This is a genomic window from Liquorilactobacillus mali KCTC 3596 = DSM 20444, from assembly GCF_000260415.1.
Taxonomy (GTDB): Bacteria; Bacillota; Bacilli; order Lactobacillales; family Lactobacillaceae; genus Liquorilactobacillus; species Liquorilactobacillus mali.
Genome location: NZ_BACP01000066.1, coordinates 1 through 15,717 on the forward strand (window position 1 = coordinate 1; position 15,717 = coordinate 15,717).

19 protein-coding genes are annotated in these 15,717 nt (G+C 34.9%); all 19 read left to right on the forward strand.

Going from position 1 to position 15,717, the window contains the following annotated elements; translation table 11 throughout:
* A partial coding sequence (locus GSM_RS14355; RefSeq protein WP_010078365.1) for a type II secretion system protein occupies window positions 1-260 on the forward strand: 260 nt, incomplete at its 5' end.
* On the forward strand, window positions 244-675 hold the full coding sequence (locus GSM_RS12260; RefSeq protein WP_003691384.1) for a prepilin-type N-terminal cleavage/methylation domain-containing protein: 432 nt from the start codon (window positions 244-246) through the stop codon (window positions 673-675). The genes GSM_RS14355 and GSM_RS12260, both read left to right, overlap by 17 nt.
* Window positions 676-682: 7 nt before the next feature.
* Window positions 683-922 (forward strand): hypothetical protein, encoded by a 240-nt coding sequence (locus GSM_RS12265; RefSeq protein WP_003691385.1) that lies wholly within the window; start codon window positions 683-685, stop codon window positions 920-922.
* On the forward strand, window positions 909-1,349 hold the full coding sequence (locus GSM_RS12270; protein ID WP_235720386.1) for a competence type IV pilus minor pilin ComGF: 441 nt from the start codon (window positions 909-911) through the stop codon (window positions 1,347-1,349). The genes GSM_RS12265 and GSM_RS12270 overlap by 14 nt, the downstream gene beginning before the upstream one ends.
* A gap of 5 nt (window positions 1,350-1,354) precedes the next feature.
* On the forward strand, window positions 1,355-1,648 hold the full coding sequence (locus tag GSM_RS12275) for a hypothetical protein (RefSeq protein ID WP_003691387.1): 294 nt from the start codon (window positions 1,355-1,357) through the stop codon (window positions 1,646-1,648).
* 73 nt (window positions 1,649-1,721) lie between these two features.
* Complete coding sequence (locus tag GSM_RS12280; protein WP_003691389.1) at window positions 1,722-2,729, forward strand: class I SAM-dependent methyltransferase; 1,008 nt, start codon at window positions 1,722-1,724, stop codon at window positions 2,727-2,729.
* Window positions 2,730-2,767: 38 nt separating this feature from the next.
* Window positions 2,768-3,955: an acetate/propionate family kinase gene (locus GSM_RS12285; protein ID WP_003691391.1), complete on the forward strand. Its 1,188-nt coding sequence runs from the start codon at window positions 2,768-2,770 to the stop codon at window positions 3,953-3,955.
* Window positions 3,956-4,096: 141 nt separating this feature from the next.
* Window positions 4,097-5,476, forward strand: coding sequence for a bifunctional metallophosphatase/5'-nucleotidase (locus GSM_RS12290; protein WP_003691392.1), 1,380 nt, complete (start codon window positions 4,097-4,099; stop codon window positions 5,474-5,476).
* Window positions 5,477-5,503: 27 nt separating this feature from the next.
* The gene (locus GSM_RS12295; protein ID WP_003691394.1) at window positions 5,504-6,136 is read left to right on the forward strand and encodes a YutD family protein; all 633 of its coding nucleotides are present in this window, start codon (window positions 5,504-5,506) and stop codon (window positions 6,134-6,136) included.
* A 16-nt stretch (window positions 6,137-6,152) separates the two neighbouring features.
* Window positions 6,153-6,923 (forward strand): TIGR01457 family HAD-type hydrolase, encoded by a 771-nt coding sequence (locus GSM_RS12300; protein WP_003691395.1) that lies wholly within the window; start codon window positions 6,153-6,155, stop codon window positions 6,921-6,923.
* Window positions 6,924-7,550: a TIGR01906 family membrane protein gene (locus GSM_RS12305; protein ID WP_003691397.1), complete on the forward strand. Its 627-nt coding sequence runs from the start codon at window positions 6,924-6,926 to the stop codon at window positions 7,548-7,550.
* Window positions 7,551-8,380: 830 nt separating this feature from the next.
* Window positions 8,381-9,535, forward strand: coding sequence for a trans-sulfuration enzyme family protein (locus GSM_RS12310; protein ID WP_003691399.1), 1,155 nt, complete (start codon window positions 8,381-8,383; stop codon window positions 9,533-9,535).
* A gap of 36 nt (window positions 9,536-9,571) precedes the next feature.
* The gene (locus tag GSM_RS12315; RefSeq protein ID WP_003691400.1) at window positions 9,572-10,555 is read left to right on the forward strand and encodes an ABC transporter permease; all 984 of its coding nucleotides are present in this window, start codon (window positions 9,572-9,574) and stop codon (window positions 10,553-10,555) included.
* Between the two features lie 11 nt (window positions 10,556-10,566).
* A complete protein-coding gene (locus tag GSM_RS12320; protein ID WP_029327451.1) occupies window positions 10,567-11,313 on the forward strand; it encodes an ABC transporter ATP-binding protein in 747 nt (248 codons plus the stop codon).
* Window positions 11,314-11,330: 17 nt separating this feature from the next.
* Window positions 11,331-12,374 carry an ABC transporter substrate-binding protein gene (locus GSM_RS12325; RefSeq protein ID WP_003691406.1) on the forward strand — a complete coding sequence of 348 codons (1,044 nt, stop codon included), beginning with the start codon at window positions 11,331-11,333 and terminating at the stop codon, window positions 12,372-12,374.
* 258 nt (window positions 12,375-12,632) lie between these two features.
* Window positions 12,633-13,580 (forward strand): aminotransferase class V-fold PLP-dependent enzyme, encoded by a 948-nt coding sequence (locus tag GSM_RS12330; RefSeq protein ID WP_003691407.1) that lies wholly within the window; start codon window positions 12,633-12,635, stop codon window positions 13,578-13,580.
* Window positions 13,555-13,935 (forward strand): PLP-dependent transferase, encoded by a 381-nt coding sequence (locus tag GSM_RS15530; RefSeq protein ID WP_003691409.1) that lies wholly within the window; start codon window positions 13,555-13,557, stop codon window positions 13,933-13,935. Before GSM_RS12330 ends, GSM_RS15530 begins: the two co-directional genes overlap by 26 nt.
* A gap of 7 nt (window positions 13,936-13,942) precedes the next feature.
* The gene (locus GSM_RS12340; protein ID WP_003691411.1) at window positions 13,943-15,103 is read left to right on the forward strand and encodes an amidohydrolase; all 1,161 of its coding nucleotides are present in this window, start codon (window positions 13,943-13,945) and stop codon (window positions 15,101-15,103) included.
* Window positions 15,104-15,105: 2 nt separating this feature from the next.
* Window positions 15,106-15,717: aminotransferase class I/II-fold pyridoxal phosphate-dependent enzyme (locus GSM_RS12345; protein ID WP_010078366.1), on the forward strand; the 612-nt coding region annotated here is incomplete at its 3' end.

The window sequence follows — 15,717 nt, forward strand, 5'->3', positions numbered from 1 at the left end:
CAATCGTAATTTTTATCATAGGAGTTTTGTTATTACTAATAATGCCAAAACTTGGTGCACAAAAAAGCAATGCACAAAAAATCGGTGGTGAGGCATTTACAGAAGTAGTTCAAACGCAAGCTGACTTATACAAAAGTGATACCGGTGATTCAACAGTTTCGCTTGATCAATTATATGAAAAGAGTTATTTAAGCAAAAAACAATATGAAAAGGCAAAAAATGAGAAGATTGTAATTGATTCTGATGAAGAAACAAAATAAAGGGGGATTTACATTAATAGAGGTTATGATTGTTTTAAGTATTTCGGCTTTCATGTTACTAATTTCAATTTGGCCTATTCAAAATAAATACAACGAAGTTTCAGAAGAAATTTTTTGGAAAAAGTTTGATGCAATGTGGATGAGATTGGTTACGATTGTTCCAAAAAGTGGACAAAGGGGAAACGTATACTTTTATAATGATAAAGCGATTTTTGTGGTTAGTAATAAAGAAAAGAAGTACCTTTATTATCCTCAGGGCCTACATTTGTACCAATATCGGAATATTCAGATTTCAGCAAATGGTCGAGTGAAGCCAGATACAGTTGTTTTCAATTCTGAGGTGACTAAGTTGAAGTATGTCATTACTTTTCAACTTGCATGGGGTGATTATCGTATTAAAAAAGAGGGGCGGTAACGGTTATTTGCTTGCAGAAATAGTAATTGAAATGGTTTTGCTTTGTGGATTGACCAGTTTATTTTTTAATGAACAGCATGTTCTTGTTAGACATGAGGAAGAACAAATGGAAAAGTTGAGAAAAGTAGACAAAGATTTGAATATTAGTAAGAAAATGGTGATTGAGGGTCACGAAAAGTTATCAGAGAATGAAAGACAAGAAATTGATAAATATAAGATTTACAGGTGGGATGATGAGAAAAAATAATCATGGATTTACATTGTTTGAGACACTCTTAACACTGTTACTGACAGTTATGATACTACTAACATTTAGTTTTGCGATGAATACAAGTAACAAAATAAATGGGGGAACAAAAAGTCAAGATTTTTTTAAATGGCAGCAGGCAATGGATGCATTATCGTATGAGTCAATGAGATTAAAATTTGTCAGCCAGAGCGGAAATGTTACAAAATTGTATAATGAATCAACAAACAAGGAATATCTTTTGTATTTAAAAGATGGTGTTCTCAAGCTGACAGGTGATGAAAGTGGTTATCAGCCACTTTTGGATGATGTCAGCTTTTTTAATGCTTTGTACGACAAAGAAGAATATACATTGAAAATCAGATCTAAATTTCACGGAAGAGATTATTATAGCGAATTGGTGTTACCAATTAGAAAAGGAGAATAAAATTTTTGAAAAAATCGGGGGGCTATGTTATCTTTTCAGCACTAACCTTGCTTATGATTATGGGATTGATTTTTAGTGCGCAAATGTATTACTATTACATTCGTTCGTCAGCACTAAAAAAAACGATTGATTTTAAAACGGCTGAAATTTTAGTTAATTTAGCAAAAACTAATAATATAGAAAAGAATGGGGTTATAGAGTTTTGTGATGGTATCGTAAAAAAAAATTCGGATGGATTTATAGTAAATTTGAAATCAGGGGAAAAAATAACAATTATGATTGATGAATCAGAGGATTAAATATAGTTTGTGGATTGAAATTATATTTTTTTTCGTTAAACTAGTATAGGTTATCATAAATGGAGTGAAAAAAATGAATTTAGAAAAAATAAGCAGTGCTTATAACTTGTTTGATAAATCAATAAATTTGTTAAAAGAAGATTTAGATTCTTCCTATATGGATGCTTTGGTCGAGACTGGAGATAACTTGCTTGAAAACGGGAAGATAATGGTTGAAGATGGCAAACCAACAGAAAAAGTTATTAAAGAACTGGAACATATTTATGCCGAATTTTTAGATATCAATCTTTCACCAGAGGAAATGAGACAGGTTATTCAATTTGCCTTGGTTAATGCAAGTAAGGTCGACAAGATTCAACCGAATCATCAAATGACGCCTGATTCAATTGGATTGTTAGTTGCATATCTACTAGAACGAATATTAGGTCCAAAGGAAGAAATTAAGATTTTAGATATTGCAGTTGGAACTGGTAACTTATTGAGTACTTTAACGAATCATCTGAAGCAAAACAAAGTAAAAGAAGTTGAGTTATTTGGTGTTGATAACGATGATACGTTATTAGCCGTTGCTGGAATGAGCCTGAAGATGCAGCAAATTGAGGCACATCTATATCATCAAGATGCAATTGATAATTTGATCACACCGAAAGTCGATGTTGTTTTAAGTGACTTACCAGTAGGATACTATCCAATTGATGAACGTGTAGTTAACTTTGGAACCAAAGCAAAGAGTGGCCACTCTTTTGTGCATCATTTATTGATTGAACAATCTATTTTGCAATTGCTTCCAGGTGGGTGGGGAATATTCCTTGTACCTAAGAATTTATTTGAGTCAGCTGAAGCTAAAAGTTTACTTGAGGTAATTCAACAACAGGCACATTTTCAAGGAATATTGAATCTGCCAAATGACTTGTTTGCGTCGCAAGATAGTGCAAAATCGCTTTTGTTGTTACAAAAACGCGGGAATGGAGCAAAGCAAGCAAATCCAGTCCTTTTAGGTGGCTTTCCAGCTATTAAGGATAAAGAAGCTTTTGCAAAGTTTTTACAACAAGTTGATAATTGGATAAATAAAAATAAGTAAGTATACAATATTGTTTATTTTGGGAGAAAGAGAATAACATGAAAATATTAGCAGTAAATGCAGGCAGTTCAACACTAAAGTGGAAATTATTTAATATGCCCAGTGCAAAAGTAATTGCTAAAGGACAAATTGAGCGTATAGGACTTGATGGTGCAATAGAAACTACTGAGTTTGCAGAAAAAAAAATAACTGAACAGATTCAGTCAGATAATCATCAAGAAGCAGTTACTAGACTCCTCGAATTGCTTAGAGAATATCATATTGTTGAGCAGCTTGATGAGATTAAAGGTGTCGGACACCGCTTTGTCAATGGTGGGACTGTTTTTAGTAAATCTGTGGTTGTAAATGATGAAGTCTTAGCCAAAATGGAGAAATTAAAAGTACTGGCTCCTTTGCATAACCCTGCGAATATTATGGCAATAAGAGCATTTAAAGAAGTATTACCTGAGGCACTCAGTGTAGCGGTTTTTGATACTGGTTTTCACCATACTATGCCAGAAGAAAATGTCATTTATAGTATTCCTTATGAGTATTATAAGAAGTATCATGTACAAAAATTTGGAGCACATGGCATAAGTTATCGTTTTGTTTTTAATAGGTTGTTAGAACTGACTTCAAAAAAGAAGGCTAAAACAAACACTATTTTAATGCATTTAGGATCAGGTGCTTCAATCTGTGCAGTTAAAGATGGTAGGTCAATAGATACCAGCATGGGCTTTTCTCCTGTTTCAGGAATTACTATGCAAACTCGATCTGGTGATGTCGATCCATCTTTGCTGATATACTTAGAGAATCAGTTGGGAGTTAGTTCTACGAGAGTGCTTGATATCTTAAACAAGGAGTCGGGAATTCTAGGAATTTCTGGAATATCTCCAGATATGCGAGAAGTCTTTGCACAAAAGGAGACCAATCATCGTGCTGACTTAGCAGTGAAGATATTTATTAATCGGATTGTTAAGTATATTGGTTCTTATGCAGCAGAGTTAGGCAGGGTTGATTCACTTGTTTTTACAGGTGGAATAGGAGAAAATGTACCGTTTATTCGTAGAATGGTTTGTGCACAATTAGGTATTTTTGGTGTTAAACTGAATGAAGAATGTAATGAAAATGCAATAGCTGTGGAGCAGAAAATAAGTAGCATTGATTCTGCCGTTGAGGTGTGGACAATTCCAACAAATGAAGAGTTAATGATTGCCGAAGATGTTTACAATTTGGAAAATAACTAAAAATAGCATGAATATTGTTAAAGAAGATATCGAAAAACAATCTACTCGTAGATTGTTTTTTTAATACAGAATAAGTTGTAAAATATTGAATGGGTATCAGAAACTAGGAAAAAATATCTAAGTAGTTTGAGGGAGGTTATCATGGCTGAGAAAATTACAATTTTACACACAAATGATTTACATTCACACTTGGAGAATTGGCCTAAAATTAGAAGATATTTGATAGAGACAAGAGCAAAATTACAACTTGAAGGTAACCAAGTTTTGGTTTTCGATTTAGGAGATGCAATGGACCGAGTGCATCCACTGACTGAAGCAACCAATGGGAAAGCAAATGTTGAACTAATGAACACGATTAATTACGACGCCGTTACGATCGGAAATAATGAAGGAATTGGTAATTCACATGAACAATTAGACAATTTATATCGGAATGCTAATTTTCCAGTTATTTTAGACAATATAAAAAATCAAGATAGCGGTCGTCTTCCCTCATGGGTAAGAGCAAATAAAATTTTTAAAACCTCATTCGGTACTAAAATTGGAGTTTTGGCATGTACTGCACCTTTCCCCGCAACATATGAAATGAACAGATGGTATGCGGAAAAAGTTGAAAATGTACTTCCTAAACTATTGGCAGACTTAAAGGATAAAGTTGATATAATTATTATGCTTTCACATCTTGGAATTGATGTTGATCGAGCATTGGCAAAAAAATTCAAAGAAATTAATATTATTTTAGGAAGCCATACCCATCACCTGTTGGTCAAAGGTGAAGTTGTGGATAATACGTTACTCTGTGCGGCTGGTAAATGGGGTCAATATATCGGTAGGGTTGATTTAGAATGCGACCATAATGAATTGATGAAAAGTAGAGCAAGTGTTGTTGATGTTGCAAAATTGCCAGAATTCAATGGTGATTTAAGAGAAATCAATAACTACCAGCAAAAGGGTGAAAAAATGCTGGATAACAAAAAAGTTGCTCTGTTACCCAAAGATTATCTGGGAATTCAAAAAGAATGGTCACCACTCATGCAAGCAAGTTTGAAGGCTATCGAAGGTGTTACTGGAACAAAAATTGCGATTTTAAATGGCGGTCTCTTTTTAGGTGACTTGCATCAAGGAATAATATCAAAAAATGATTTGCATCGTATCTTGCCTCATCCAATGCGAGTAATTAATGTTAGATTAAATGGTTATAATTTATGGCGCTTAATTAGAGAAATGGAAAAGAATCGCAACCATTTGCGAAATACAGTTGTAAAGGGAAATGGTTTCAGGGGAAAGGCATTTGGTGAAATAGTGTATGATGGAATAAAATATGATTCGCTGTCGAAGAATATTTTAATCCATGGAAGAATGATTGATCCAGGTGCAGATTATGAAATAGCAACGGTGGATAATTTCGTATATTGTCCTTTTTTTCCGACATTGGAAATTGCGGGCCATATTGATTACTTAGGTGATCGCTTTTTGAGAGACATTGTTGGGGATTACTTTGGAGAAAAATTTCCTGTATAATAACCTTAGAATTGAGGAGCGTGAAGAATGAATAGTGAGAAGAAGGAGCGTCGTGAAGCACAATTAGCAAAGAAGGCTGAAACTATTAAGGCATATGCCAGCGATGTTCAAGTTAAAAGTGAGACACAGTTATTGATTGATGGTCATCCTTATGTGATTGAAAAGAACTTTCATAATGGGTTTGATGTTGAGAAACTTAAAGAACGGTTTAGCCAGATACTTACAAAATATGATTATATAGTAGGTGACTGGGGGTATGATCAGTTGAGACTTCATGGTTTTTATGCGGCGGATAGTAAAAAGGGTTTTCCTTCACAGAGCATAGACCATTTACAAGACTATCTTTTAGAGTATTGCAACTTTGGCTGTGCATATTTTGTGCTGCATAATTTGGATGTTGTTAAACCTGTCAAGAACACTAAGAAACGGCAAAATCGAAATAACAAGAAGAATACTGATTTTGGTGCAAAAGAAATGCACAGAAAGTCAAGAGAGGTAAATCGAAAAAAGAAACCATATGTTTCTGAAAAGAAATTTGAAATACACGAGCGAAAGAATAGAAAAGAAAATGTTGCTGTAGCAACTATTAAACGAAATAATGCAAGGAAAAGACACTTTGTTATCAGACAAAAAAACGAACAAAGGGATTCAAAAGTGTAAGAGGAGAGAGTAGAAGATGAAAAGTTACAAGGGTTATTTGATTGATTTAGATGGAACAATTTATCGTGGAAAAGAACCGATACCAGCAGCAAAGAGATTTATTGATAAACTTCAAGAAAAAGGAATTCCTTTTTTATTTGTCACAAATAATAGCACACAGACTCCAGAAAAGGTTGTCCAAAATTTGAGTGAAAATTTTGATATACATGTAAGCGTTGATAATGTGTATACTTCGGGTCTAGCAACTGCGGATTACGTTGCTGACTTAGACGAGCAAAAAAGAAGTGCGTATGTAATTGGTGAAAGCGGATTAAAAAAAGCCCTCTTTGATAAGGGGTTTACATTCGAAGAAGAGCAACCAGATTATACAATTGTTGGGTTGGATTATGATGTTACCTATCATAAATTTGAATTAGCAACACTTGCGATTAGAAATGGTTCTAGGTTCATTGGAACTAATGCCGATACTAATTTGCCTAATGAAAGAGGACTTGTTCCTGGAGCCGGTTCTGTCATCTCCCTCGTAGAATGTGCAACACAGCAAAGGGCTACATATATCGGTAAGCCAGAGCCTATTATTATGGAGAAGGCGTTGAAAAGAATTGGCTTGTCTAACAACGAGGTCATAATGGTTGGTGACAATTATATGACAGATATTTTGGCAGGGATCAGAAGTAATATTGATACATTGCTCGTCTATACAGGCGTGTCGACGCACAAACTTATTGAGCAAAAAGAAATCAAACCAACGTATGAAATCGAATCACTTGATGAATGGAAATTCTAGATGTTAAAAGACAGAGGAAGAAATTTTATAGCTGCTCTTATTCTTTTTTTGTTTATTTTATCTTTGAGTATCACTATTACAATTAATTTTACGCCACTCTATCATTTTTTTGTTCTTAAGGACGATCTAGGTAGTTTAGTTGGGTTGAGTAATCAAGAATTGATGAAAGAATATTATCGTTTGCTTTCTTTTTTGAACTATCCCTGGGTCAATAGTTTGAATTTAACTTTACCATCTTCGGCTGATGGAATTCATCATTTTTTTGATGTAAAACATCTATTTTTTGTTAATTATTGCGTATTGCTACTAACTGTTGTACCTTCATTTTTGGTCATAAAAAAAATGAAGGCAGAAAAGAGCCAATGGAGATTAATTGTTCCGGCAAAGCTTACGATGTTAGTCCTTTTTGTTTTGGTTATGATAATGGTACTTAATTTTAATAAATTTTTTATCATATTTCATGAAGTATTGTTTAGAAATAGTGACTGGCTTTTTGATCCAAAACTAGATCCGATAATTAATGCATTACCCGATACTTTCTTTATGGCGTGTTTTATCTTCTTTTTTTGTTTGATAGAATTATTCTTATGGATTGGTGTTATCTATGGGAAAAGGAGTTTGCGTTGATATAAAATTCTTAGAAGAAAGCTGCTTAATTTTTTATTTTAAAATTAAAAGAATTATAATTAAAAAAATTCTTGACAAAGAGGATTGGCAAGATTAGAATTCACTGTAACGAATTAATCCTTTTCTAATTATATATCTTTTGAAGAGAAGAGTAACTATATTGAATTGAATACAGAGAACTTACGTTGGCTGAGAAGTAAGTATCGGTTTGAATGGTGAAGATGAACTTGGATATAGAGGTGTGCGGTGCAAGCTGCATATTCGGTAGGAACCGTTATTTTTCCGGATATTGTTTTTACAATATCGTTGAGACACGGTTTTAGTGTGAAAAAAGGGTGGTACCGCAATTGATGTTTGCCCCTTGTTTATTGATAACAATAGACAAGGGCTTTTTTTGTACAATAATTAATTAAGATTGAGTGGTGGTTAAAGAAAAGATTAATAATGGTAAGTAAAAATAGAGCTTCGGATAATTTAATATAAAAATTAACAAGAGATGAGTAATTCCTTTGAAAAATTTACAGAGAGACTATGTTGATGAGAGTAGTCATTGAAGCAAATGAATGAAGATGGTCTTTTGAATTTAATTCCAGTGTGAGCTTTTTTAAGTAAGCGGTGGACAGGAATGCCTGTTATAGCATCACAGTTATAAACAGCATTATTTTTATGACTTGGTAAGAATATTCAAAGTAATTTGATATTAAATAACGAGTGGTAACGCGAAAAAATCGCCTCGTAGTCGGGAATGACTATGGGGCGATTTTTTTACAGAATCAGGAATCATGAGTTTATTTCAATAAAAATTGATAGAGAAAGTGTGGAGATATGTAATGTCTGAGTTTGATACAAAGTTAGTTCATGGAAAAAGCCAAAATGATAATAATACCGGAGCGGTAAACATTCCGATTTATAATTCGTCAACTTATATTTTTCCGAAAGTTGATGCTAAAGTTCGTTGGGATTATGCACGTTCTGGAAACCCAACAAGAAATTATTTAGAAGATCAAATTGCAGAATTGGAAGGAGGATACCAGGGGTTTGCTTTTTCATCAGGGTTGGCAGCAATTCATTCAGTATTCTCAATTTTTTCACCAGGAGATCATATCATAATTGGAGATACTGTGTATGGTGGAACTTTTAGATTGATAAATCAAATATTCAAGAAATGGCATCTAGAGTTCACGGCAGTCAATACACAGGATGTGTCAGTTGTAAGGAATGCTATTAAAGAAAACACCAAAGCTATTTATTTTGAAACATTTTCCAATCCCTTACTGCGAGTTACAAGTGTTAAAGAAATTGCCAAGATTGCAAAAGAAAATAAATTATTAACGATTGTCGATAACACTTTCCTGACGCCATATCTGCAAAAACCGCTCAAACTGGGTGCAGATATAGTTATTCATTCTGCCACAAAGTACTTAGGTGGACATTCTGATGTGATTGCTGGTGCTGTAGTTGCTAAAAATAAAGAATTAGCAGAGCAAATTTATTTTAATCAAAACGGAATTGGTGCAGTTTTATCTCCAGAATCGTCTAACCTGATTAGAAGAGGGATTCAGACATTAGCAGTCAGGATGGATAGACATCTTAGCAACACAGTGAAAATTGTGAAATTTTTACAAGACCGCGACGAAATTAAACGAATATATTTTCCGGGTTTACAAGGAACAAAAAATTATGAGATTGCTAGTCAAGAAGTTAACGGCTTCGGTGGACTTGTTTCTTTTGAACTGCAAGACGGTTTGGATGCAATCAAATTTGTTGAGAGTCTCAATCTGATTCAACTTGCAGTTAGCTTAGGGGCAGTCGAGAGCTTGATTGAATTACCTTACAAAATGACTCATGCGGAACTTTCAAAAGAGGAACAAGAAGAAATTGGAATAACCTCTCAGCTAGTTAGATTATCAGTTGGGATTGAATCGCCGGTTGATTTAATTGCAGATATTCAACAAGGACTCGATTTATTACATTATCACCGTTGAAGTGTGATCATACATATAAAAGGAGGTGGGCTGCTTATGGAAAACAGTAAACGGGTAATATTTAATAAAAAATATTGGAAGGGGTGGTCGTCCGGCTGGAACATATTTAGTATTCTAGCAGTTGTTGTTGCATTGGTCGAAAATTTGTTGGTTGCTTCAAGTGAAAGTGTAGACAATGGGCCCTATCGGATATTTCTTTTAATTTTTATATTCTACCTTTTGTTTGTCTACTTAGTAGGATATTTTTTTAGTTCAAGAGTGAAATTTTATAGCGGGCATTTTGCACAATTAAATATTTCTTTAGGAATTTTATTGTGTGTTCAAGATTTATTGACAGAGAAGTTTGGCACTTTGGCTCTGCCATATTTCGTCAGTTTTGCGCAAATTTTGGAACAGATGAGATATGATGCATTGTTGTTGCTGGAATCAACTATATCATCGCTGGTTTTATGGCTTATTAGTTTCGTAATAGGTGCATTAATAGGGGTCGTTCTAGGAATATTACTAGGAAGGTATCGTCAATTCAATTATTGGTCATTCCCATACTTGAAAGTAATTGGCATCATTCCTGCAGCAGCTTGGATGCCATTAACCATGGTAGTATTTCCAAATAGTTTTTTAGCAGAAGTTTTTTTAATAGTTTTGTCAGTTTGGTTTCCCGTAGCCTTTATGACTATTGGGGGTGTACAAGGTATCCTACCAACATATTTTGAAGCAGCATATACACTTGGGTTCAGTGAACACAGAATTATTCAGAAAATTGTAATTCCAGGGGCATTGCCAAACATTTTTATTGGTATTTTTACGTCTTTGGGGCTGTCTTTTACGATGCTAGTAATCTCGGAAATGATTGGGGCAAAAGTCGGGTTAGGATGGTACATTAACTGGGCGAAAAGCACCGGAAATTATAGTCAATTGTATGGCGCAATCGTAATTATGGCACTACTTTTTTCAATCATCTTTGCGTTGATTAACAAAATTCAGGAGAAAGTACTTCGTTGGCGGCAAATGGCAAGTTAGGGGGGGAAAATTTGGCTTTTCTGGAAGTAAAAGATGTTAGTCGAGAGATTTTTAACAATAATGGTAAATATTTGAAAATTATTGATGATATTAACTTTTCTGTTGCAGATGGGGAATTCTTGTCGCTAATTGGTCCTTCAGGCTGTGGCAAGACAACTTTGTTACGCGTTATTTCTGGACTTGATAATCCTGAAAAAGGTGAGGTGACACTCGCAGGAGAAAAAATTGTTAAACCATCAGTTTCAAGAGGATATGTCTTTCAGCATGGAAGTCTGTATCCATGGGAAACAATTAGACAAAATATTGGTTCTGGTCTACAAGCTGTGCAAGGCAAGAAATTTGATCAGAAACTGGTAGATCACTTCATAGAAATTATGGGGTTAAAAGGTTTTGAAGATGCATACCCAAATCAAGTATCAGGTGGGATGGCACAAAGGGCTGCACTGGCAAGATCATTAGTTCTAAACCCACAACTGCTGTTATTGGATGAACCTATGGGGGCGCTGGATGCATTTACGCGCGTTGATGTCCAAAACATTGTTTACAAAATCTGGCAAGAAAAGAAAACAACGATGATCTTAGTTACACATGACATTGATGAAGCTATTTACTTGAGTCAAAGGATTTTAGTGATGACCCCGCATCCAGGACGAGTCAAAGAAATTGTTAGAAATGATTTACCATTTCCGCGAAAGCGTGACAGTTCTGAGTTTTTGGAGACAAGGAAAAGACTACAACAAATACTGAATTTTAAATAAGGTAAGGAGATAATAGGATGAGCAATCAAAAAGAACTTAGGGGAAATGCATTAAAGTTCGTGACAATATTTGTAGCAACAATTGGAATTTTTTTTGCTTTCAATAGTAATTCAATTTATGCAAGTTCACGCTATAAATATGGTTCAATAACTGTCCCAGCAAAAAACGGAACGATTTGCGGGGCTCCCAATTACATTGCATATGAAAAAGGTTTTTTCAAAAAAAATGGGCTTAAAGCTAATTTAGTTGCTAAGCCAACAAGCATTGGGGATCTTGAAGCCGGATTTTCAAGTGGCAAATATGATGCCTTAAATGGTGATTTCCAGTATTTGCCAGCTATTCAAAATGGAGCACAAATTCTTGCTGCTGGTGGATTACACCAGGGGTGTATCGAAGTCTTAGTTCCTAAAAATTCGAGTATACATAGTGTCAAGGATTTAAAAGGCAAGACAATTGGTACACCTGGTCAAGGTTCTACTGGTCAATATGTGGCAACAATTGCTCTGCAGCACGCAGGTATCGATGTTAAAAGTGGGGTAACTTGGAAAACTTTTGATTATGATTTGTTAACTAAGGCGGCAGAAAAGGGTGAGGTGGATGCAATTGCAACTGTGGATCCTTACGCTTACCAAGCACAAAAACAAAATCATTTTAGAGTAATTGTTAATAATAATAACAGCTCTAACAGCACTAAAATGGCAAAGATGGGTATGAAGAAAAGTGGTTCTTGCTGCTATTTGTACTTACCGCAAAAATTGGTTAAGGAAAACCCTGCAAAGGCTGCAGCAATTGTGAAGTCATATAAAGAGGCAGCAGCATGGATTGATAAACATCCTTCAGAAACCGCTAGCATTCTTCTAAACAAAAAATATGTAGCAGAGACAAAATTTGTTAACCATAAGAATGTTGAGAGCTTGATTAAGAGCTATCATTTTTCATTGAAGGGTAAAGCTGGCAAGGCAGACTTGAAGTATTATGCAGAACAGTTGAAAAAAGCCGGTTTCTTAAAGAGCAATACCAATGTAAACAAATTGATTAAGAGTGCATACTATAAAAACTAAGTATATATAAATTTAAAAGAGAACAAAGAATTAGAACACTTATTAATATTTATTTGGGAAGTTAGAAAATTTTAAAGAACAGATTTCAAATATGTTAAAAGACATTAAAACATGAAATGTTAGGTTATTTTATTGGCTGGAAAAAAGAATAGAGTGTTTAGAAAAATAAAGAATGGGATCGGGATTGGTGAGATAACTTTGAAATAGAAGAATTTGTCGGGGATTAATGATTAATTTTAACAATTGGAGATGAGCTTAATGAGTAATGAATTCGATACAAAAAAGATTCATAGCGGATATGACCCGAAGAATTTTGGTTATTCTGCAACTGTTCCAATTTTTCAAAGTGTTGCTTTTGACTTGGAAAATACTGAACGTGCAGATCAAATAGTTCGAAATGAATTACCGGGATCCTTTATGTATTCAAGAGTTTCTAATCCAACGGTCGATATCTTTGAAAAAAGAATTAATGATCTTGATGGCGGTGTTGGTGCGGTTGCAGTTGCTTCCGGTATGGCAGCCATCACCTATGCGGTTTTAAATGTTGCTGAAGGAGGTGGAAGAATTATTGCTCCATTAGATATCTATGGAGCCTCTCTGGATGAATTTAGGACACTCTTACCCAAGTATAATATCAATTTTGATTTTGTTGAAAATATTAGTGATTTCGACAAAATTCAAGAACTTATAAGGCCTGATACGAAAGCTATCTACGTCGAGAGTGTTTCTAATCCGATTACAAACATTGCAGATATATCACAGTTAGCTGAATTAGCACATAAAAATAAAATTCCACTGATTGTCGATAATACTTTTCCAACCCCATATCTGTTCAATCCAATTAAATTTGGAGCCGACATTGTTGTCTATTCTTCAACTAAGGGTATTAGCGGCCATGGTAATGTTGTGTCTGGAATAATTGTTGATGGTGGAAAGTTCGAATGGACTAAGGAGAAATTCCCACAATTTTTTGAACCCGAATTAACCTTAGACGAAGAAGGAAGAGAAGATAGCAGCTTTGTAGGAGTATTTGGCAAGAAGGCTTTTATTGCACATCTGCGGACAAAGTATTTAAGGCTGATGGGAGCAGTATTAAATCCATTTGCGGCTTATCTTGGATTGCTTGGGCTTGAAACACTTTCAGAGAGGATTAATAAAGAAGTCCTGACAGCCTTGAAGATTGCCCAATATTTTAGAAAAAAATGAGCACATCGAAAGAATTTTTCATAGTGGGCTTTTAAATACGCCCCAAAAGGGCTTGGTTGAAAAATATTATCCCAATGGAATAGGAACAGTATTCTCATTTAAATTAAAGGGAACTGTGGAAAACACCAGAAAATTATTGAATAGTGTTAAGCTTTTTACTTACTTGCCCAACGTTGGTGATAATCGGTCACTCATTGTTAATCCGAGTGGAACAACTCACCGTGAGGTACCTGAAGATGAAAGAAAGAGGCAAAATATTTCAGACAACCTTGTTAGACTTTCCATTGGATTAGAAGATGCAGGTGATTTAATTCAAGATTTAGCCCAGGCAATCAAACAAGCTTTTAAGGAGTGAGAATAAAGTGACTAAAAAAAGAATTGTAATTGATTTGAAAGATATAATCGAAATGCGTCATTATTTCCATCAATATCCTGAATTATCTAATAATGAATTCAATACCACAAAGAAAATTAAAGAAGTTTTGACCAATTGGGGAGTTTCTATTTTGGAAACTAACTTAAATACGGGACTTTTGGCAGAAATCAAGGGCAAAAGGCCTGGTTCAATCATTGCTTTGAGGGCAGATCTCGATGCCTTACCGGTCCAAGAAAAAACAGAATTGGCTTTTAAATCACTTAATCCAGGTAGAATGCATGCCTGCGGTCATGACTTACATTTAACTAGTCTGCTGGGTGCAATAAAGTATTTTAAAGATAATCAAGATCAGATTGAAGGAACAATCAGATTTTTGTTTCAACCGGCTGAAGAAGCGGGGGGCGGTGCAGAACAGGTTATTGAAAAAAGTGTACTTAAAGATGTGAAGGCCATTTTAGGCTTTCATAATAATCCAAATTTACCAGTTGGTACCATCGCCTTGCAGGCTGGTCCGATGATGGCGGGCTGCTATAAGTTTGAGATCACAATAAAAGGTCAAGGGTCACATGGAGCAAAACCGGAAAAGGGTCGTGATCCAATAATTACTTTAACTGAGATAGTTGGTGCTTTGCAGACGATTGTAAGCAGAAATGTTAATCCGCAAGACGCAGTAGTTGTGAGTGTCACTAATATTAATGCGGGAAGTGTCTGGAACGTTATTCCAAGTGAAGCTTATCTTCAAGGCACTGTACGTCTTTTTGATGAAAAAAATGCTGAATTAGTGAAACAAAGACTTTTCGAATTAACAGAAGGAATTGCTGGGGCATATGGGCAGATAGTTGAAATAGATTGGAGCGAGCGGGCACTTCCAATAAATAATGATTCAAGTTTGACAGAAGTGGTAATTGATAATATATCAAGTAAGGTTCATAAGCCCCTTTTATCAATGGCAGGAGAAGATTTTGCCACCTATCAAAAAAAGATTCCGGGAGTTTTTGCTTTCGTCGGTTCTAACGGTTCTTCAGATGCAGCAGATTGGCATGAACCGAATTTTATTGGACTTGATGAAACTTTAACAGCGGGAGTCAAATATTTTATTGAAGGTGCTGAAGGATTATTAGCGTATCTGAGTGAGGAGATGAATTAGAGTTGAAAAATGAACTCCTTTCCCTACTGAATAAAAATTTATTAGCAGTTGAACCATCATTAATTAGAAAGTTTGATGATGAGATTAGCAAGATACCCGGTATAATAAAACTCACATTGGGTGAACCCTATTTTAATACTCCTGATCATATAAAAATAGCAGGAATAAAGGCAATTATTGATAATCAAACCCACTATGCTCCTAATCGTGGAATAGTTGAACTTAGAGAAGCAATCAGTGAATATTTGCGGCGGCGCCATTATGCAGTGTCATATGATCCACAAGAGCAAATCATTGTCACGAATGGTGCCAGTGAAGCAATAAGTACAGCTATGAACTCTTTTTTGGGGGAGGGAGATATGGTCTTGTGCCCTTCACCAGCATTTGGATTGTATAGGAATTTAGCAAAGATAAATGGGGCTAGGTATATAGAGATTGACACAGAAGATGATAAGTATGAATTAACTCCTGAAAAGTTAAAAACCTACTTGGATGAATATCATACGTCTGTTAAAATGCTAGTTCTTAACTACCCCAATAATCCAACAGGAGTAAGTTATTCTGAAAATGAAATAAAAAAACTTGCAGAGGTCTTGGAAGAATACCCAATAGTT